Source organism: Nocardioides marmotae (assembly GCF_013177455.1).
Classification (GTDB): domain Bacteria; phylum Actinomycetota; class Actinomycetes; order Propionibacteriales; family Nocardioidaceae; genus Nocardioides; species Nocardioides marmotae.
The window spans coordinates 3,605,158-3,625,075 of the sequence record NZ_CP053660.1 but is presented as its reverse complement, the minus strand read 5'-3'; the positions used below and the strand labels follow the sequence as shown (position 1 = coordinate 3,625,075).

General features: G+C 73.7%; 15 protein-coding genes. 12 read left to right on the top strand and 3 right to left on the bottom strand.

The window, feature by feature from the left end:
- Positions 1–99: 99 nt before the first annotated feature.
- Positions 100–396 (top strand): co-chaperone GroES, encoded by a 297-nt coding sequence (gene groES, locus HPC71_RS17140; protein WP_171897342.1) that lies wholly within the window; start codon positions 100–102, stop codon positions 394–396.
- Between the two features lie 92 nt (positions 397–488).
- Positions 489–2,111: a chaperonin GroEL gene (gene groL, locus HPC71_RS17135; protein WP_154615780.1), complete on the top strand. Its 1,623-nt coding sequence runs from the start codon at positions 489–491 to the stop codon at positions 2,109–2,111.
- A gap of 178 nt (positions 2,112–2,289) precedes the next feature.
- Here groL and HPC71_RS17130 read toward each other — a convergent pair whose 3' ends face one another.
- Complete coding sequence (locus tag HPC71_RS17130; RefSeq protein ID WP_154615782.1) at positions 2,290–3,801, bottom strand: glycosyltransferase family 39 protein; 1,512 nt, start codon at positions 3,799–3,801, stop codon at positions 2,290–2,292.
- A 119-nt stretch (positions 3,802–3,920) separates the two neighbouring features.
- Here HPC71_RS17130 and HPC71_RS17125 point away from each other — a divergent pair, with 119 nt between their 5' ends.
- Together HPC71_RS17125 and guaB are read left to right on the top strand one after the other, a co-directional pair.
- Positions 3,921–4,811 carry a GNAT family N-acetyltransferase gene (locus tag HPC71_RS17125; RefSeq protein WP_253943762.1) on the top strand — a complete coding sequence of 297 codons (891 nt, stop codon included), beginning with the start codon at positions 3,921–3,923 and terminating at the stop codon, positions 4,809–4,811.
- A gap of 552 nt (positions 4,812–5,363) precedes the next feature.
- Positions 5,364–6,866: an IMP dehydrogenase gene (gene guaB, locus HPC71_RS17120; RefSeq protein ID WP_171896969.1), complete on the top strand. Its 1,503-nt coding sequence runs from the start codon at positions 5,364–5,366 to the stop codon at positions 6,864–6,866.
- On the opposite strand, the gene HPC71_RS17115 is transcribed toward guaB, so the two are convergent.
- Positions 6,851–8,152 (bottom strand): hypothetical protein, encoded by a 1,302-nt coding sequence (locus HPC71_RS17115; protein WP_154614622.1) that lies wholly within the window; start codon positions 8,150–8,152, stop codon positions 6,851–6,853. The two genes, guaB and HPC71_RS17115, sit on opposite strands and share 16 nt — an antisense overlap.
- The gene (locus tag HPC71_RS17110) at positions 8,149–8,727 is read right to left on the bottom strand and encodes a SigE family RNA polymerase sigma factor (RefSeq protein WP_154614623.1); all 579 of its coding nucleotides are present in this window, start codon (positions 8,725–8,727) and stop codon (positions 8,149–8,151) included. The genes HPC71_RS17115 and HPC71_RS17110 overlap by 4 nt, the downstream gene beginning before the upstream one ends.
- A gap of 70 nt (positions 8,728–8,797) precedes the next feature.
- On the opposite strand from HPC71_RS17110, the gene HPC71_RS17105 reads away from it, so the two are divergent.
- The 8 genes from HPC71_RS17105 (at position 8,798) to HPC71_RS17070 (ending at position 19,907) form a co-directional block, all read left to right on the top strand.
- A complete protein-coding gene (locus HPC71_RS17105; protein ID WP_171896968.1) occupies positions 8,798–9,904 on the top strand; it encodes a GuaB3 family IMP dehydrogenase-related protein in 1,107 nt (368 codons plus the stop codon).
- Positions 9,901–10,368, top strand: a complete 468-nt coding sequence (gene rnhA, locus HPC71_RS17100) for a ribonuclease HI (protein WP_171896967.1) — start codon at positions 9,901–9,903, stop codon at positions 10,366–10,368. The genes HPC71_RS17105 and rnhA overlap by 4 nt, the downstream gene beginning before the upstream one ends.
- Complete coding sequence (locus HPC71_RS17095; RefSeq protein ID WP_171896966.1) at positions 10,365–11,165, top strand: carbon-nitrogen hydrolase family protein; 801 nt, start codon at positions 10,365–10,367, stop codon at positions 11,163–11,165. Before rnhA ends, HPC71_RS17095 begins: the two co-directional genes overlap by 4 nt.
- Positions 11,166–11,222: 57 nt before the next feature.
- The gene (locus HPC71_RS17090; RefSeq protein WP_253943761.1) at positions 11,223–14,009 is read left to right on the top strand and encodes an alpha-amylase family glycosyl hydrolase; all 2,787 of its coding nucleotides are present in this window, start codon (positions 11,223–11,225) and stop codon (positions 14,007–14,009) included.
- Positions 14,006–15,751 carry a glycerol-3-phosphate dehydrogenase/oxidase gene (locus tag HPC71_RS17085; RefSeq protein ID WP_154614625.1) on the top strand — a complete coding sequence of 582 codons (1,746 nt, stop codon included), beginning with the start codon at positions 14,006–14,008 and terminating at the stop codon, positions 15,749–15,751. The genes HPC71_RS17090 and HPC71_RS17085 overlap by 4 nt, the downstream gene beginning before the upstream one ends.
- Before the next feature lie 392 nt (positions 15,752–16,143).
- The gene (locus HPC71_RS17080) at positions 16,144–17,283 is read left to right on the top strand and encodes a phosphotransferase family protein (protein WP_171896965.1); all 1,140 of its coding nucleotides are present in this window, start codon (positions 16,144–16,146) and stop codon (positions 17,281–17,283) included.
- Positions 17,283–18,395, top strand: coding sequence for an Rv3169 family protein (locus HPC71_RS17075; protein WP_154614626.1), 1,113 nt, complete (start codon positions 17,283–17,285; stop codon positions 18,393–18,395). The genes HPC71_RS17080 and HPC71_RS17075 overlap by 1 nt, the downstream gene beginning before the upstream one ends.
- A 57-nt stretch (positions 18,396–18,452) precedes the next feature.
- Positions 18,453–19,907, top strand: coding sequence for an aldehyde dehydrogenase (locus tag HPC71_RS17070; protein ID WP_154614627.1), 1,455 nt, complete (start codon positions 18,453–18,455; stop codon positions 19,905–19,907).
- The last annotated feature ends 11 nt before the right edge of the window (positions 19,908–19,918 follow it).

Below are 19,918 nucleotides of genomic sequence, written 5' to 3'. Positions count from 1 at the left end.
AACCACGCACGACCCCCGCGACGGCGTGCGGCGGACCGCAGGCACCAGACGTGCACCACCCACCTGAAACACCTGAGTTTGAAAGTGGAGGTCGACATCGTGTCGGTCAACATCAAGCCCCTCGAGGACCGCATCGTCGTCAAGCCCCTCGACGCGGAGCAGACCACGGCTTCCGGCCTGGTCATCCCGGACACCGCCAAGGAGAAGCCCCAGGAGGGCGAGGTCGTGGCCGTGGGCCCCGGCCGCTTCAACGACGACGGCGACGAGCGCGTCCCCATGGACATCTCCGTGGGCGACAAGGTCATCTACAGCAAGTACGGCGGCACCGAGGTCAAGTACGGCGGCGAGGAGTACCTGATCCTCTCCGGCCGCGACGTCCTCGCCATCGTTTCCTGATCTCACCCGGGTCGTGTGCCTGACGACGCGCTGGCGCGCGTTCGCAGGCACACGACCCGGATTCATTACCCACAGCATCAGGTAGGAGAACCATGCCGAAGATCCTCGAGTTCGATGAGAACGCCCGCCGTGCCCTCGAGCGCGGCGTCGACGCGCTCGCCAACGCCGTCAAGGTCACCCTCGGCCCCAAGGGCCGCTACGTCGTCCTCGACAAGAAGTGGGGCGCCCCGACCATCACCAACGACGGTGTGACCGTCGCCCGTGAGATCGAGCTGGACGACCCCTTCGAGAACCTCGGCGCCCAGCTGACCAAGGAGGTCGCCACCAAGACCAACGACGTCGCGGGTGACGGCACGACCACCGCGACGGTGCTGGCCCAGGCGATGGTGCACGAGGGTCTGCGCGCCGTCGCCGCCGGCGCCAACCCGATGGGGCTCAAGCGCGGCATGGACGCCGCCGCCGAGGCCGTCGGCAACGCGCTGCGCGACGCCGCCCGCGAGGTGGAGACCCGCGAGGACATGGCGTCGGTCGCCACGATCTCCTCGCGCGACAGCCACATCGGTGACCTGCTCGCGCAGGCCTTCGACAAGGTCGGCAAGGACGGTGTCATCACCGTCGAGGAGTCCAACACCATGGGCACCGAGCTCGACTTCACCGAGGGCATGCAGTTCGACAAGGGCTACATCAGCCAGTACTTCGTGACCGACCCCGAGCGGATGGAGGCCGTCATCGACGACCCCTACATCCTGCTGCACCAGGGGAAGATCTCGGCCGTCGCCGAGCTGCTCCCGCTGCTGGAGAAGGTCATCCAGGCCGGCAAGCCGCTGTTCATCCTCGCCGAGGACGTCGACGGCGAGGCGCTCTCGACCCTGGTCGTGAACAAGATCCGCGGCACGTTCAACGCCGTCGCGGTCAAGGCCCCGGCCTTCGGTGACCGCCGCAAGGCGATGATGCAGGACATCGCGACCCTGACCGGTGGTCAGGTCGTCGCCCCCGAGGTCGGCCTCAAGCTCGACCAGGTGGGCCTCGAGGTCCTCGGCCAGGCCCGCCGCGTCGTGGTCACCAAGGACAACACCACGATCGTCGACGGCGCCGGTGACCCCGCCGAGGTCGAGGGTCGCGTCAACCAGATCAAGGCCGAGATCGAGTCCACCGACTCCGACTGGGACCGCGAGAAGCTCCAGGAGCGCCTCGCCAAGCTCGCCGGCGGTGTCTGCGTGATCAAGGTCGGCGCGCACACCGAGGTGGAGCTGAAGGAGAAGAAGCACCGCATCGAGGACGCCGTCTCCGCGACGCGCGCCGCGATCGAGGAGGGCATCGTCCCCGGCGGTGGCTCCGCGCTCATCCACGCGGTCTCCGTCCTCGACGGCGACCTCGGCCTGACCGGTGACGAGGCCGCCGGCGTGCGCATCGTGCGCAAGTCCGCCGACGAGCCGCTGCGCTGGATCGCCGAGAACGGCGGTGACAACGGCTACGTCGTCACCACCAAGGTCCGCGAGCTCGGCGTCGGCAACGGCTTCAACGCCGCGACCGGCGAGTACGGCGACCTGGTCGCCCAGGGCGTCCTCGACCCGGTCAAGGTCACCCGCTCCGCGCTGGTCAACGCCACCTCGATCGCGGCGATGCTGCTGACGACCGAGACGCTGATCGTCGACAAGCCCGAGGAGGAGGACGAGACCGCGGCCGCAGGCCACGGTCACGGCCACGGTCACTGAGTGACCGGCCCGGTCCGCGGACCGGGCCACCTCACGCACCACCCGGCGGCGCCGGTCCCCAGCAGGGGGGCCGGCGCCGTCGGCGTTCCGGGTCCGCCCCGGATCTGCCGTGACCCGTCTCGTGATGGTGAGCGAGCGCTCCGGCGCACGCTGGGCATCACGAGGCGGGGGTGGGGGCTCAGCAGTCGGGCTCGAGCGGCGGCCGGTCGAGCCCGCGCAGCAGGTAGACCGGCCGGTCCCAGCACCCGGTGTCGTGCAGCTCGTAGCGGGCCCGCACGGCGTCGTACAGCTCCTCGGCGCCAGGGGCTCCCCAGGCACCCCACGGCACCCACTCCACGAACCAGGTCGGTGCGTCCGGGCCCTCGAGGAGGGTGCGGAGCTCGGCGTAGTCGGGGTCGAGGGTGCGCATCGGCAGGCTCCACAGGTGCGTGTACGGCGTGGGCAGGCCGCTGCTCAGCTGGAGGTCGGCGCGGCCGCCGAAGACGACCAGGGTGTCGCCGGGCTCGGCCGCCGCGGCGATCGCCGCGCCGGTGTCGTCCTCGGGGAACTCCTGGAAGTCCAGCGCGTTCCAGCCGACCCAGCCGAGCAGGCAGACCACGGAGGACGCCGCGCTGAGCCCGATCACCAGGCGCATCGTGCGACCGCGGCCGGTGCGCCGGCGGGCGAGCAGGGCGGCGCACAGTGCGGTCGCGGGGACCAGTCCGAAGAGGTAGTCGCGCCAGTAGCTGCCCCCGAGGACCAGCGCCAGCCCGTCGGCCAGCACGATCGCCAGGGTGGCCGCGGTGACGACCGGGTCGGCACGCCACTCCCGGCGGATGTTGACGAGGAAGCCGCCGACGACGGCGACCATGCCCGCGGCCAGCGCGGCGAAGGCGAGGGTCACCGCGCGCGACGCGGGAGCGGCGGAGCCGCTCTCCGCAAGGACCGTGTTGGCGTCGAGGCGGAAGCCGTAGACGGCGTACCAGACCGTCTCGAGGTCCACGCCCGCGGCGGCCGCCCAGGCGACGGTGGCCAGGACGGGTACGGCGGCGCCGGCGACCGCGGCCGCGGCGAGCCGGCTGAAGGTGCGGCCGTCGATGCGCCGGGTGAGCAGGGCGGCCACGAGCAGGACGGCGCCGAAGGCCAGGCCGCCGGCGAGGTTCTGCTTCATCCCGAGGGCGGTCGTTGCGAGCAGCCCGGCGAGCGCCGCCCGGGCCGGCGAGCGGCGGGCGAGCCCGTCCAGGGCGCACAGGATCGAGCCGAACAGGAGGGGCAGCGCGAGGATCTCGCCCTTGACCGCGACCGCGTCGATGACGGTGTTGGTCAGCAGCGCGGCGACGGCCACGGCGGTCCACTTCGCTGCTCGCTCGCTGCTGACCCGGCGGGCCACCGCGGCCGCGCCGAGCACGGTCAGCGCGCAGGCGAGGGCGCCGACCACGCGGATGGCGTGCTCGCCGCCGATGCGGTCACTGAGGCCGAAGACGGCGACCAGGAGCGGGTGGCGGTCGACGAAGAGGTCGCCGTACACGCTGTCGGGCCGCGGGTCCCAGCCGCGCGCGACCAGGGTGAACCCGGCCTCGTCGGCACGCACCGGACGGGTCAGCCCCGGGAGCCGGAGCAGGAACGCGAGGGCCGCCGCGACCGCCACGGTCCAGCGAGACTCGACGACGCCCTCGACCCGGTGGGCGAGGGACTGCCACCGGTCGAGCACGGGTCCAGGGTCCCAGACCGGCGGTCACGGGCCGGTCCCGGCCGGTCGTAGCGCCGACGAAACACAGGGGACGCCGACCGGCAACCTGGCGGGCGCACCCTGGCGGCATGTTGTGGAGAGTGCGGACCACCCTGCCCGATCGCCCCGGGTCGCTGGCGGTGCTGGCCGAGCACTGCGGCCGGGCGGGGGTCAACATCCTCGGACTGCAGATCTTCCCGGGCGTGGAGGCGGTGACCGACGAGCTGGTGCTCAGCACGCCGCAGGGGTGGGGCGCGTCCGGCACCGCCCACCTCGTCGAGCGCGCGGGCGGGCGCAACGTGGTCGTCCAGCCCTGCACCGAGGCCGCCCTCACCGACCAGCCCACCCGCTACGTCCAGGCCGCCCGGGCGATCCTGGCCTCCCCGATGTCCTTCCCCGACGTCGTCGCCCGGCTCTTCGACGCCGAGGCCGACCCGGTCGACCCGGACGGCCCGCCGCAGGACGTCATGGAGATGACCGTCGGCGAGGTGCAGGTGCAGGTACGCCGCACGGCGTCGTTCACCGCCACCGAGCACGCCCGCGGCGCGGCGATGGCCGACCTGGTCAGCGACGTGCTGCAACGGACCCGGGCGGAGTCGGCGATCGCGGTGACCGCCGGGCGCCGGATGGGCGGCGGCGCGACCCCCGAGCACGTCGTCGACGGCGGGTCGGTCTCCGCGGTGGTCGACGGTGTCGTCGTCGGGCTGGCGACCGTGCAGGACCCGCTCGCGGAGGACCCCTCGACCCGGCCGGTCGTGCTCCGGGTCGACCCCGCCTGGCAGCGCCGGGGGATCGGCACCCGGCTGCTCGTCGACGCCGCCCGCCTCGCGCACACCCTCGGCGCGGACGAGATCGTGCTGACGACCCGCGCGGACAACCAGGCGGTGCTCCCGATGGTGCTCGCCGCCGGCATGCGCGGCCGGATCCGGATGGCCGCCGACGTGCTGACGGTCCGCGTCGCCGTCCGCGAGCTTCGCCCGCTCACCAGCTGACCCCCGTCGCTGGTTGAGCCCCCGCTGGTTGAGCAGCGAAGGCCACCAAGGCCTGAGCGTGTCGAAACCCGGCGAGCCGACCGCGGCCTCGACCACGGTCCTCCGCCCCGCGGCGTACGCCGGGTGGTGGGTGGTCGGGGCCTGCGGCTCCCGCCGGGCGGGCAGGCCCGGTCTACCAGGCCTGCGCTCGTGCCTCGCTCCGGCCCGCCAGACCCGACCACGACCGGGCCTGCCCGCCCGTCGTCCGCCTCCGGCCCCGACCTGCGCGGCGTACCCGTCCTGCGGCTGGTCCTCGGCCTCGGCTGCGGGGTCGTGTGCCTGGGAACGCGCCGGTCCGCGTCGTGGGGCACACGACCGCCGCGGACCAGGCGGGCGCGGCCTCACCAGCCCCATCCGTCCCGTCGTTGACGCGACCCCTGCACTTCTCAGGGGAGATCTGCCCCGATAAGTGCAGGAGTCACCGGTTAACCGGTGACTCCGACACCCGCGCCCACCGTCCACCCGCACTCCGGCCGGTCGGGACGGCGTCGGCGCCGCCGGTAGGCTGGAGGCGTGGAGCTCCCCGACAAGTTCGCCGCCCTCGGTCTCACCTACGACGACGTCCTGCTCCTGCCGGGGTACTCCGACCTGGCGCCGTCGGACATCGACACGACGAGCCGGTTGACCCGCGAGATCAGCCTCAAGGTGCCGCTGGTCAGCGCCGCGATGGACACCGTCACCGAGTCGCGCATGGCGATCGCCATGGCGCGCCAGGGCGGCCTCGGCGTGCTGCACCGCAACCTCTCGATCGAGGACCAGGCCTACCAGGTGGACCTGGTCAAGCGGACCCAGACCGGCATCATCGCCAACCCGGTCACCATCGGCCCGGACGCGACGCTGGAGGAGCTCGACCGGCTGGCGGGGGAGTACCGCGTCTCCGGCTTCCCGGTCGTCGACAGCGAGAACCGGCTGCTGGGCATCATCACCAACCGCGACCTGCGGTTCACCCCGGTCGCGGAGTGGGCCACCACCAAGGTCGACGAGGTGATGACCACCGAGGACCTGGTGACCGGCCCGGCCGGCATCAGCCGCGAGGACGCCACCGTGCTCCTGCGCCGGCACAAGAAGGAGCGCCTGCCGCTCGTCGACGACCAGGGTCGCCTCGTCGGCCTGATCACCGTCAAGGACTTCGTGAAGTCCGAGCAGTTCCCCAACGCCACCAACGACGCCTCGGGCGGCCTCATGGTCGGGGCGGCGATCGGCTACTTCGGTGACGCCTGGGAGCGGGCGACCACCCTGATCGACGCGGGCGTCGACGTCCTCGTCGCCGACACCGCCCACGGCCACGTCCGGCTGCTGCTCGACATGGTCCGCCGGCTCAAGACCGACCCCGCGACCCGCCACGTGCAGGTCATCGGCGGCAACGTCGCGACCCGCGACGGCGCCCAGGCGTTCGTCGACGCCGGCGCGGACGCGGTCAAGGTGGGCTTCGGCCCCGGCTCGATCTGCACCACGCGCGTCGTCACCGGCACCGGCGTACCGCAGATCACCGCGGTGTACGAGGCCTCGCTGGCGTGCAAGCCGGCCGGGGTGCCGGTCATCGCCGACGGCGGCCTCCAGCAGTCCGGCGACATCGCCAAGGCCCTGGTCGCCGGCGCCGACAGCGTGATGATCGGCTCGCTGCTCGCCGGCTGCGACGAGTCGCCGGGCGAGCTGATCTTCCTCAACGGCAAGCAGTACAAGGCCTACCGCGGCATGGGCTCGCTCGGCGCGATGAGCAGCCGCGGCAAGAAGTCCTACTCCAAGGACCGCTACTTCCAGGCCGAGGTCGCCAGCGACGACCTGATCGTGCCCGAGGGCATCGAGGGCCAGGTCGCCTACCGTGGGCCGCTGTCTGCCGTCGCCCACCAGCTCGTCGGCGGCCTCGCGCAGTCGATGTTCTACATCGGCGCGCGGACGGTGCCCGAGCTGCAGGAGAAGGGCAAGTTCGTCCGGATCACCTCGGCCTCGCTCAAGGAGAGCCACCCGCACGACGTGCAGATGACCGCCGAGGCGCCCAACTACAACGGCCGGTAGACCAGCAGGGCCGCCCGCGCACCCGTTCCCCGCGCGAGCACCCGGACGTCGTACTCATCGCCCTCGAGCAGCACACCGCCGACCAGGAGCGCCGGGCCTACCCGGCTGCCGACGGACGCCGAGCTGCCGCGCGAGAGCCGGCCCTGCCAGGTCGCCCGGACCAGGCCGCCGTCCCCGACCAGCACGGCCAGGGCGTCCCCGTCGGCGGTGTCGACCACGGTGCTCCAGTCGTGCTCGCCGCGGAAGGTGTCGCCCGTGCCGGGCACGAGGGGGTCGAGCCGCCAGGTGCGCCCGGCGTGCTCGATGACGGTCTCGACGTCCAGCCCGGCCATCTCGACGGTCGGCGCCGACTGCCGGTAGACCGCGACGCCGACCTCCGCCCCGGACGGACGGACCTCCGGCCCCCGCTCGCCCCGGGTGAGGTAGGCGCGGACCGTGTGGTCACCGACCGGCCCGGGGCCGTCCAGGGAGTACCAGGAGGGGCCGGCGTCCGTGGAGTCCTCGGCGCTGCACTGCCCCGAGATCGGTCCGTCGCCGTCGAGGTCGACGTGGACCCAGAGCCCGGGCTCCTCGCTCGTGCAGTACCGCGCGATGCGAGCCGTGGCCAGCCCGCCCCGGAAGGTCACTGACGCCTCCGCCTCGCCGGCCTCGGCGAAGTCCGCGGCCAGCAACGAGGCCGCCCCGACGGTGGAGCGGAACACGGCCAGGCCGTTGTCGACCCCCTCCGCGAGCGCGCCGGTGCCCTCGTAGACCGCGACCCCGACCCGAGCGCCGGCGGGCGCGCCGTCGACCTCGACGCGCAGGGTGGTGCCGAGGGTCGAGACGGGCACCGGCACGTCGACGGCCTCGGCGCCCCGGACCCGGCCGACGGCCTCGCCCGCCTCGTAGAGGGTGGCGGCGCCCGAGCCCAGCCCCGTGGCGACGAGCGAGACCGCGCGGGTCGCCGTGGTCTCCGGCAGGCGCACCCGGTCGCCGTCGTCGAGCACCCCGGTGGTGCTCAAGGCGTAGGGGAAGCCGGACACGCTGATCGACTCCGCGACGGTGACGCCGACGACCTCGGTCGCCGGCCCGGGGCCCTCGGTGCCGTCCGGCGCGACGACGGCCGTGACCGTGCCGACCCCGGCGAGCAGCACGACGGCCGCCGCGGTCGCCAGCGTCGTCGTACGTCGTCGGCGGGCGATCCGCACCCGCGCTCGCACGGCGGCGGGCCGGGCGTGGCGCTCGTGGTCGGCGACGGCGTCGCCGTGGCGGTGGAGGGTCTCGCGCAGGTCGTCGAGGGTGTTCACGCCGGGTCCTCCGTGCTGCTCGCAGGGGTGGTGATCGGGGCGGCCAGGGACGGGTCGACCCGCAGCTTCGCGAGCGCCTTGCTGGTCTGGCTCTTGACGGTGCCGGTGCTCACGCCGAGCAACCGGGCGGTCTCGGCCTCGGAGAGGTCCTCGACGAAGCGCAGCACCACGACCGCGCGCTGGCGGCGGGGCAGGCGGCCCATCGCCTCCCACAGGTCGTGGCGCTGGTCGGCCTCGGCGTGCCCGCCGGCGGCCGGTGCCGGCTCCGGCGGCTCGGCCCACGGCTGCTCGCCGTTCCAGCGCCGCCGCCACCAGGAGGCGAAGGTGTTGACCAGGATCCGGCGGACGTAGGGCTCGGGATTGCCCTCGATGCGCGACCAGGAGAACCACGCCTTGGTCAGCGCCGTCTGGAGGAGGTCCTCGGCGAGCGCGGTGTCGCGGGTCAGCAGGTAGGCCGTGCGCAGCAGGTGCGTGGAGCGCGCGGCGACGAACGCGTCGAAGTCCGGCGTCTCGCCGCGAGGTGCGCCCACGTCTGCTCCCGAGGTCGTCGACCGGAGGCCGGTCAGGGTGTCCATGCCCACCTCTACCGGGTGGAGCGGGTGAACGGTTGCCCGACGTGCCGGGTCTCCTCGGTAGGGTTCGAGGGTGACCGAGATCGAGATCGGACGGGCCAAGCGCGCGCGGCGGGCGTACTCCTTCGACGACGTGGCGATCGTGCCCTCGCGGCGCACGCGCGACCCCGAGGAGGTCAGCACCGACTGGCAGATCGACGCCTACCGCTTCGACCTGCCCGTCCTCGCCGCCCCGATGGACTCGGTGATGTCGCCGGAGACGGCCATCGCCTTCGGCCGGTTCGGCGGCCTCGGCGTGCTGAACCTCGAGGGCATCTGGACGCGGTACGACGACCCCGAGCCGCTGCTCGAGGAGGTCGCCGGCCTGCAGGGGCAGGACGCGACCCGCCGTCTCCAGGAGATCTACACCGAGCCGGTGAAGGCCGAGCTGATCACCGAGCGGCTGCGCCAGATCCGCGAGGCCGGCGTGACCGTCGCGGGCTCGCTGCCGCCGCAGCGGACCAAGGAGTTCGCCAAGACCGTCGTGGACGCGGGCGTCGACATGTTCGTCATCCGCGGCACCACCGTCTCGGCCGAGCACGTCTCCTCCCAGGCCGAGCCGCTGAACCTCAAGGAGTTCATCTACGAGCTCGACGTCCCGGTGATCGTCGGCGGCTGCGCGACCCACCAGGCCGCGCTGCACCTGATGCGCACCGGCGCGGCCGGCGTGCTCGTCGGCTTCGGCGGCGGCGCGGCGCACACCACCCGCACCGTGCTCGGCGTCGCGGTGCCGATGGCCTCGGCGGTCGCCGACGTGGCCGCGGCCCGCCGCGACTACCTCGACGAGTCCGGCGGCCGCTACGTCCACGTCATCGCCGACGGCTCGATCGGCCACTCCGGGGACCTCGCCAAGGCGATCGCCTGCGGCGCCGACGCGGTCATGGTCGGCTCGCCGTTCGCCCGCGCGACCGACGCTCCGGGCCACGGCTTCCACTGGGGCACCGAGGCCCACCACCCCGACCTGCCGCGCGGCCAGCGGATGCAGTTCGAGACCGTCGGCACGCTCGAGGAGATCCTCTTCGGCCCCTCCCGCGTCGCCGACGGGACGATGAACCTCATCGGCGCGCTCAAGCGCTCCATGGCCACCACGGGCTACACCGAGGTCAAGGAGTTCCAGCGCGTCGAGCTCGTGATCGAGTGAGCGAGGTCGACGAGCGCCCCGTCACCATCCACACCGACGGCGCCTGCGTGCCCAACCCGGGCCCCGGCGGGTGGGGTGCGCTGCTGCGGCAGGGCAGCCACGAGCTGGAGCTGTGCGGCGGCCTCGCCGAGCCCACCACCAACAACCGGATGGAGCTGACCGCGCCGATCGAGGCGCTGGAGGCGCTGCGGCGACGCTCGGTCGTGCACCTCTACACCGACAGCACCTACGTCCGCAACGGCATCACCTCCTGGGTGCTCGGCTGGCAGCGCAACGGTTGGCTGACCAAGGCCAAGGAGCCGGTCAAGAACGCCGACCTGTGGCGGCGGCTCGTCGCCGCCTGCGCCGAGCACGACGTCGAGTGGCACTGGGTCAAGGGCCACAGCGGCGACGAGGGCAACGAGCGCGCCGACCGGCTCGCCGCCCGCGGCCTCGCCGAGGCCGTCGCGGCCGCACGCGCGTGAGCGTCCTCCGCGTCGCCGCCGGCCAGGCCGCCGCGGTCGCCGGGGACCTCCTGGCCAACGTCGCCACCGCGGCGCGGCTGGCCCGCGAGGCCGGCGACCGGGGCGTGCGCCTGCTGGTGCTGCCCGAGGCGTTCCTGACCGGGTACGACGCCGCGGCGTTCGACGGCGAGCTGCCGACGCCCGCGCGGCTGGCCGGCGCGGAGCTCGACCCGCTGCGCGAGGCGTCCCGCGAGGCCGGCCTCGTGGTGGTCGCCGGCACCGCGCTCCAGCGGTCGGACCGGCGCACCCTGTCCTCGGTCGTGGTCCGGCCCGACGGCGAGGTGGCCGTGCCCTACGACAAGCAGCACCTCGACCCCGGCGAGCGGCCGTGGTTCACCGCCGGCGACCACGGCTGCTCGATCACCGTCGAGGGCGTCGAGCTCGGCCTGAGCATCTGCTACGACGGCTGCTTCCCCGAGCACGCCCGGGCCGCCGCGGCCGACGGCGCGCTGGGCTACCTCAGCTCCGCGGCGTACGTCCCCGGCGGGGAGCACCGCCGCGACCTCTACTACGCCGCGCGGGCGGTGGAGAACTCCTTCTACGTCGTCTTCTCCGGCCTCACCGGCCGCTGCGGGGCCAGCGCGTTCTGCGGCGGCTCGGCGGTCTACGACCCCGAGGGCCGCCCGCTCGACCGGCTCGACGAGGAGGAGGGGCTGGCCGTCGCCGACCTCGACCCGGGCCTGGTCGCGGCCACCCGCGAGCGGCACGCGATGCACCACGACCACCGGCCCTCGCTGGGCCCGCGGGTGCGCGCCTGACCTGGTCCTTGTCCGATGTCGGCGGCCGCGCCTAGGGTGCGATCCGCACCACTTGGTGTGAGCGCCATCACTCGGGAGGCCGCCGTGCGTCGTACCGTCCCATCCACCCTCGTCGCGGCCGGGGCCGCGCTCGCGCTGGTGTGGCCCACCGCCCCCGCCGTCGCCGCGGAGGGCGACCGCGGCGGGCAGGACCGTGGGCCCGCCCGGCACGCCCTGCGCGCCGGCATCACCGACGACAGCTTCTACTTCGTCATGGCCGACCGGTTCGCCAACGGCGACCCCGGCAACGACACCGGCGGGATCGCCGGCGGCAAGGACGAGCACGGCTTCGACCCCACCGCCAAGGGCTACTTCAACGGCGGCGACCTCGACGGCCTGCGCGCGCAGCTGGACTACATCGAGGGGCTGGGCACCGACGCGATCTGGCTGACCCCGGTCTTCCAGAACAAGCCGGTCCAGCTCGAGGACGGGCCCTCGGCGGGCTACCACGGCTACTGGATCACCGACTTCACCCGGATCGACCCGCACCTGGGCACCAACGCCGACCTCACCGAGCTGGTCGAGGCCGCCCACGAGCGCGGGATCAAGGTCTTCTTCGACATCATCACCAACCACACCGCCGACGTCATCGGCTACGAGGAGGGCGCGCGCACGGCGTACGTGCCCAAGGACGTCGAGCCCTACCTGACCGCCGGCGGCGTGCCCTTCGACGACCGCGACCACGCGGGCACCGCCGGCTTCCCCGAGCTCGACGCGGCCACGTCGTTCCCCTACACGCCGGTGCTGGAGCCGGGCGAGGAGGACCTCAAGGTCCCGGCCTGGCTCAACGACCCGACGCTCTACCACAACCGCGGCAACACGACCTTCACCGGCGAGGACAGCCAGTACGGCGACTTCTTCGGCCTCGACGACCTCTTCACCGAGCACCCGCGGGTGGTCGAGGGGATGATCGACATCTACCGCACGTGGGTCGAGGACTTCGGCATCGACGGCTTCCGGATCGACACGATGAAGCACGTCGACGACGCGTTCTGGCAGGCCTTCGGGCCCGGCCTCCTCGACTTCGCCCGCAGCCACGGCAAGCCGGACTTCTTCATGTTCGGCGAGGTCGCCCTCGACGGCAGCGACGCGGCCGCGAAGGCGTTCACCTCCCACTACACGACCCACGACGGCATGCAGGCGATCCTCGACTTCCCCTTCCAGTGGGCCGCCCGCGACTTCGTCTCCAAGCAGGGCAGCGGCCGGGCGCTGGCCCGGTTCTTCCGCGACGACGACTGGTACACCGACGCCGACAGCAACGTCCACTCGCTGCCGACCTTCCTCGGCAACCACGACATGGGCCGCTTCGGCCACTTCCTCGGCGTCGACGACCCGGAGCGGTCGGCCGAGGAGATGCTGCGGCGCGACGTGCTCGCCCACGAGCTGATGTACCTCTCCCGCGGCAACCCGGTCGTCTACTACGGCGACGAGCAGGGCTTCACCGGCACCGGCGGGGACCAGCTGGCGCGGCAGAGCATGTTCGCCAGCCAGGTGCCCGAGTACGTCGACGACGACCAGCTCGGCTCGGAGGAGACACCCGCGACCGACAGCTTCGACACCGACCACCCGCTCTACCGGGCCGTCGCCGGGCTCGACCGCCTCCTCGAGCAGCACCCGGCCCTGCGGCGCGGGGCCCAGCAGGTCCGCGCCGCGGGCGAGGACGTCGTCGCCTTCTCCCGCATCGACCGGCGCCAGCAGCAGGAGTACGTCGTCGTGGTCAACACCGCCGACCGCGCGCGCACCCTCACCGTGCCGACCTGGGTGGCGCGCGGCGACTTCCGCCGGGTCCACGGCGACGGGCCGGCCGTGCGGCGCAGCGCCCGGGACGGCCGCCTCCGCGTCTCGGTCCCGGCGACCTCGGCGGTCGTCTACGCCTCCACCGAGCGCATCCCGGCCTCGCGGAAGGCGCCCCCGGTGCGGCTCGCGGAGCCGGTGCCGACGAAGGTCGCCCGCAGCCGCACGAAGGTGACCGCGAAGGTCGGTGGCGACTCCTTCTTCGAGGTCACCTTCCAGGCCAAGGTCGGCGGCGGCCGGTGGCGCGACATCGGCACCGACGACTCCGCGCCCTACCGCGTCTTCCACGACACCCGTGACCTGGCCCCGGGCACGAAGGTGCGCTACCGCGCGGCCGTCCTGGACAACCGCGGCCACAGCCGCACGAGCGGTGTGCGCACGACCCGGGTGGCCCCGCCGACGGTCGACCTCACCACCTCCGGCCAGGGCGGCACCGTGAGCGCGGTCGACCCGGTGACCGTCACCGCCACCGTCGACCCCGAGCGTCCCGGGCAGTCGGTGCGCTTCGAGCGCAGCGTCGCCGGCGGTGCGTGGACGACGATCGGCACCGACTCCTCCTCGCCCGCCTTCACCGTCCGCGACGACGTCACCGGGCTGCCGCTCGGGACGCGGGTGCGCTACCGAGCCGTGCTCCTCGAGCCCGGCACGCCGCGGGTCGTCGGCGGCCCGGTCGCGGTGACCACGGCCGCCCCGACGCCGGCACGGGACAGCGTGACGGTGGCCGGCAGCCTCCAGTCCGAGATCGGGTGCCCCGAGGACTGGCAGCCGGCCTGTGTCGAGAGCCGGCTGGCCTTCGACCCGACCGACGGCCGCTGGCACGCCACCTTCGACCTGCCCGCCGGGACCTATGAGTGGAAGGTCGCGATCGACGGCTCCTGGGACGAGAACTACGGGGCCGGGGGAGCCGCCGGTGGCGACAACCTGACGCTCGTGGTGCCCGAGGGCGGCGCGACCTACCGCTTCACCTGGGACCAGGTCAGCAAGGAGCCGTCAGCCACACTGGTCCCATGAGCTCGCCCGGCGCGCCCGTCCGTCCCGACCCGAGTGCGCTGGGCCCCGCCGCCCGCGAGGCGGCGCTCGACCGGATCGCCGCTCCCGACCACGAGCTCGACGTGCTCGTGGTCGGGGGCGGCGTCGTCGGGGCCGGGGTCGCCCTCGACGCGGTGACCCGCGGGCTCTCGACCGCGCTGGTCGAGCAGCGCGACCTGGCCAGCGGCACGAGCAGCCGCTCCTCCAAGCTCGTCCACGGCGGGCTGCGCTACCTCGAGATGCTCGACTTCGCCCTGGTGCGCGAGGCGCTGCACGAGCGCGGGCTGCTGCTGACCCGGCTCGCGCCCCACCTGGTGCGCCCGGTGCCGTTCCTCTACCCGCTGACCCACCGCGGCTGGGAGCGGCCCTACGTCGGCGCGGGGCTCGCGCTGTACGACGGCATGGCCGCCCTCGCGCCCGGCGGCTCCGGGCTCCCGCGGCACCGCCACCTGACCCGCCGCCAGGTCGCCCGGACGGCTCCGGACTTCCGCGCCGAGACCGTCACCGGGGCGATCCGCTACTACGACTGCCAGGTCGACGACGCCCGACTGGTGCTCACCATCGCCCGGACCGCCGCCGCCAACGGGGCCGCCGTCGCGACCCGCGTCCGGGTGACCGGGTTCCTCCGCGAGGGGGAGCGGGTCGTCGGGGTCCGGGCCACCGACCTGGAGACCGGCCGGGAGCTGGAGGTCCGCGCCAAGGTCGTCGTCAACGCCGCCGGCGTATGGACCGACGAGGTCCAGGAGATGGTCGGCGGCCGCGGCGCGCTGCACGTCCAGGCCTCCAAGGGCATCCACCTCGTGGTGCCGCGCGACCGGATCCGGTCCGAGGCCGGCTTCATCGTGCGCACCGAGACCTCGGTGCTCTTCGTCATCCCGTGGGGCCGGCACTGGGTCATCGGCACCACCGACACCGCGTGGGACCTCGACAAGGCCCACCCCGCGGCCAGCCGCACCGACATCGAGTACGTCCTGGACCGGGTCAACGCGATCCTCCGCGAGCCGCTCGACCACGACGACGTGGAGGGCGTGTACGCCGGCCTGCGGCCGCTGCTGAGCGGGGAGTCCGAGCCCACGTCGAAGATCTCGCGCGAGCACACCGTGGTCACGCCGGTGCCCGGGCTGGTGATGATCGCGGGCGGGAAGCTGACGACGTACCGAGTGATGGCGCGGGACGCGGTCGACGCCGCCGCCCACTCCCTGCGCACCACCGGCAACCTCGCCGTCCGTCCCTCGATCACCGACCGGGTGCCGCTGCTCGGCGCGGACGGCTGGGAGGCGCGGACCAACCAGCGGGTGCTCCTCGCGCGCCGCTCCGGGCTGCACGTGGCCCGCATCGACGCGCTGCTCGACCGCTACGGCTCGCTCGTCGACGACCTGCTCGCGCTGGTCGCCGAGCGCCCCGACCTCGCCGAGCCGCTCGAGGGCGCCGAGGACCACCTGGCCGCCGAGGTCGTCTACGCGGTGACCCACGAGGGCGCGCGCCACCTCGACGACGTGCTGACCCGCCGCACCCGGATCTCCATCGAGACCTTCGACCGCGGCACCCGCGCCGCCCCCGGCGTCGCCCGGCTGATGGCCGCGGAGCTCGGCTGGGACGATGAGCGGACCGCCGACGAGGTCGACCACTACCTGCGCCGCGTCGAGGCCGAGCGCCAGAGCCAGCAGCAGCTCACCGACCAGGAGGCCGACGAGGCCCGGGTGCGGGCGCCGGACATCGTCTGACCGCCCTCCCCGCTGGTTGAGCAGCGAGCGCCAGCGAGCGTGTCGAAACCCGGTGACCCGACCGCGGCCTGTGCCACGGTCATCCGCCCACGGCGTACGCCGGGTGGTGGGGGTCGGGGCCTGCGGCTCCCGCCGGGCGGGCACGCCCGGTCTACCCGGCCTGCGCTCGTGCCTCGCTCCGGCCCGCCAGGCCCGACCACGACCGGGCCTGCCCGCCCGTCGTCCGCCTCCGGCCCCGACCTGCGCGGCATACCCGCCCCGCGGGGTCGGCCCGAGCGGTTGGGCCAGCCGGCGTAGTTGACACGCGTCATTGACAACTAGAACGCGTTCCACCGATGCTGCCGTGAGACCCATGTCACACCGCGCGGCGTGGGCGACCCCGAGGAGCGCCCGTGACCCAGGCACCGCCGCCACCGGACACCAGGCTGCAGCGCAGCAGCCGCGACGCTCGGCCCCTGGCCGACCGGCTCGCCTCCTGGCTCGCCACCCAGCTGCCCGTGGGGGCCCACCCGGCCGTGGTCGTGCACGCCGGCACCGACGCCAACGGCATGTCCTCGGAGACCCTGCCGCTCGACGCGACGTGGACCGAGGGCGGCGAGCAGCGCGTGGGCCGGTACGTCGCCCGGGTCGCGCCGGCGGCCGAGGACTTCCCGGTCTTCCCTGACTACGCGCTCGGCGACCAGTACGACGCGATGCGGCTCGTCGCGGAGCTGACCGACGTCCCGGTGCCGGCCGTGCGGTGGCTGGAGCCGACTGGGGAGGTGCTGGGCACCCCGTTCTTCCTGATGGACCGGGTCGAGGGCGTGGTGCCGCAGGACGTGCTGCCCTACAACTTCGGCGACAACTGGCTCCACGACGCCTCGCCGGAGGAGCAGCGCGACCTCCAGGACCGCACCGTCGGCGTGGTGGCCCGGCTGCACTCGATCCCCGAGGCCATCGCGACCTTCGCCTTCCTCGACCCCGCGCGGCACGGCCACGCGGGGGAGACGCCGCTGGCGCGCAACCTGGCCCGGACGCGCGCCTGGTACGAGTTCGCGGTCCCCGACATCGGCCGCTCCTCGGTCACCGAGCGCGGGCTCGCCTGGCTCGAGGCGCACCTCCCGCCGCAGCAGGGCGACCCGGTGCTGTGCTGGGGCGACGCGCGGATCGGCAACGTCCTCTACCGCGACTTCGCCCCGGTCGCGGTGCTCGACTGGGAGATGGCCACGGTCGGACCCCGCGAGCTCGACCTGTCCTGGATGGTCTTCGCCCACCGCGTCTTCGAGTCGATCACCGGCGCGCTGGAGCTCCCCGGGATGCCGCACTTCCTGCGCGAGGAGGAGGTCGTGGCGACGTACCGCCAGGTCACCGGCGTCGAGGTCGGCGACCTGCACTGGTACCACGTCTACAACGCCGTCCAGTGGTGCATCGTCTTCCTGCGCACCGGCGCCCGGCAGATCCACTTCGGCGAGATCGAGCGGCCCGAGGACCCCGATGCGCTGATGCACCACAAGCCGTTGCTCGACAGCCTGCTGGCGGAGGTGGGTGCGTGATGGTCGGTCCGCTCGATGAGTACCCCCTCCACCAGGCGCCGCTGCCGGTCACCTGGCCGGCCAGCAGCGACCGCAACTTCTACGACCGCTGCTACTTCAACGCCCACGACCGCAGCGGCGAGCTGTTCCTCATCACCGGGCTCGGCTACTACCCGAACCTCGGCACCAAGGACGCCTTCCTCCTGCTGGCCCGCGACGGCAAGCACACGGCCGTCCACCTCTCCGACCTCTGCGACGACGACCGCCTCAACCAGCGCGTCGGCGGCTACTCCATCGAGGTCGACGAGCCGCTCCAGCGCCTCCACCTGAGGCTGGAGGAGACCGAGGGCATCGCCGCGGATCTCGTCTGGGAGGGCTCGTTCCCGGTGCTCCAGGAGCTGCCGCACGTGCTGCGCTCCGGCGCGCGGGTCACCCTCGAGGCCCAGCGCTTCGCCCAGGTCGGCACCTGGTCGGGCCACGTCGAGGTCGACGGCGAGCGGATCGAGGTCACCCCCGACCGGTGGGTCGGCACCCGCGACCGCTCGTGGGGCATCCGGCCGGTCGGCGAGGCCGAGCCGGCCGGCGCGCCGGCGGACCCGCCCTTCGACGGCATGTGGTGGCTCTACGTGCCGATGCGGTTCGAGGAGTACGCCGTCGTGCTGATCCTCCAGGAGGACCCCTCGGGCTACCGCACCCTCAACGACTGCCACCGCGTCCACCCCGACGGCCGCACCGAGCAGCTGGGCTGGCCGCGCGTGCGGGTCCACTACGCCCCGGGCACCCGCACGCCCACCGGCGCGACCATCCGCTGCACCAGCGGGTCGGGGGAGGAGATCGTCCTCGAGGTCTCCTCCCTGCTGGCCGCGCCGTTGCACGTCGGCGGCGGCTACGGCGGCGACCCGGACTGGACCCACGGCGTCTGGCGGGGCGAGAAGTTCGTCGAGCGGGTCACCTACGACCTCGCCGACGAGGCCGTCGTCGGGCGGATGATGTTCGGCTGCGTCGACCACGTCGGCCGCGCGGTCCTCACCGAGGGCGGCCGCACCGCGGAGGGCTGGGGGCTCTTCGAGCACTTCGCCATCGGCCGGCACGACCCCAGCGGCTTCGCCGACTGGTTCGCCGTCGCCCCCTGACCAGCCCCACCCGAGCAGCCCCACCCGAGCAGCCCCACCCGAGCAGCAGGAGCAGCCATGACCCTCGACCGCGACGCCTTCTTCATCGACGGCGGCTGGCGCGCCCCGGCCACCACGGACACCCTCCGGGTCGTCTCGCCGCACAGCGAGGAGGTCGTGGCGACCGTCCCGGAGGGCTCGCCGGCCGACGTGGACGCCGCGGTCGCCGCGGCCCGGCGGGCCTTCGACGAGGGACCGTGGCCGCGGATGTCGCCCGAGGAGCGGATCGAGGTGCTCCAGGTGTTCTCCGGGCTGTACGCCGCCAGGCTGGCGGAGATGGCGGACCTGATCACCATCGAGATGGGCGCGCCGACGTCGTTCTCCAACCTCGCCCAGTCGCCGGCGCCGTGGATGCAGATCGAGGCGTTCCTCGGCATCGCCCGGTCCTTCCCGTGGGAGGAGCGGCGCCCGGGCGTGCTCGGCCCGGAGGTGGTGGTGCGCCGGGAGCCGATCGGCGTGGTGGCGGCCATCCCGCCGTGGAACGTCCCGCAGTTCACGACGGTCTCCAAGGTCGTCCCGGCCCTGCTCGCCGGCAACACCGTCGTGGTCAAGCCCGCGCCGGAGACCCCGCTCGACACCTACCTGATGGCCGAGCTGCTCCTCGAGGCCGGCGTCCCCGCGGGTGTGGTCAACATCGTGGCCGCCGGGCGCGAGGTCGGCGAGCACCTGGTGGCCCATCCCGGCGTCGACAAGGTCGCCTTCACCGGCTCCACCGCGGCCGGGCGCCGGATCGCCGCGGTGTGCGGCGAGCAGCTCAAGCGGGTCAGCCTCGAGCTGGGCGGCAAGTCCGCCGCCATCGTGCTCGACGACGCCGACCTCGCCGCGACCGTGGAGGGCCTGAAGTTCATCGGCCTGATGAACTCCGGCCAGGCCTGCGTCGCCCAGACCCGGGTCCTGGCCTCGCGGGCCAGCTACGACGCCGTCGTCGACGCGCTCGCCGAGGCTGTCGCCGGCATGAAGGTCGGCGACCCGATGGACCCCGCCACCGAGATCGGCCCGATGGTCGCCCAGCGCCAGCAGGAGCGGGTGGAGAAGTACATCGCGCTCGGCCAGGAGGAGGGCGCCCGTCTCGTCGTCGGCGGCAACGGCATGCCCGACGGGCTCGACCGCGGGTGGTACGTCCGCCCCACCGTCTTCGCCGACGTCGACAACCGGATGCGGATCGCCCAGGAGGAGATCTTCGGGCCGGTGCTCTCGGTCATCGCCTACGACGACGTCGACGACGCGGTCCGCATCGCCAACGAGTCCGACTACGGCCTCGCGGGAACGGTCTGGACCGCTGACCCCGAGGCCGGCCTCGATGTCGCCCGCCGCGTCCGCGCCGGGACGTACGGCGTGAACACCTACACGATGGACTTCGCGGCGCCGTTCGGCGGCTTCAAGGCCTCCGGGATCGGCCGGGAGTTCGGCCCCGAGGGCCTCGGGGAGTACACCGAGCTCAAGTCGGTCTACACCGACGCACCCGCGATGTGACCCTCCCGCGG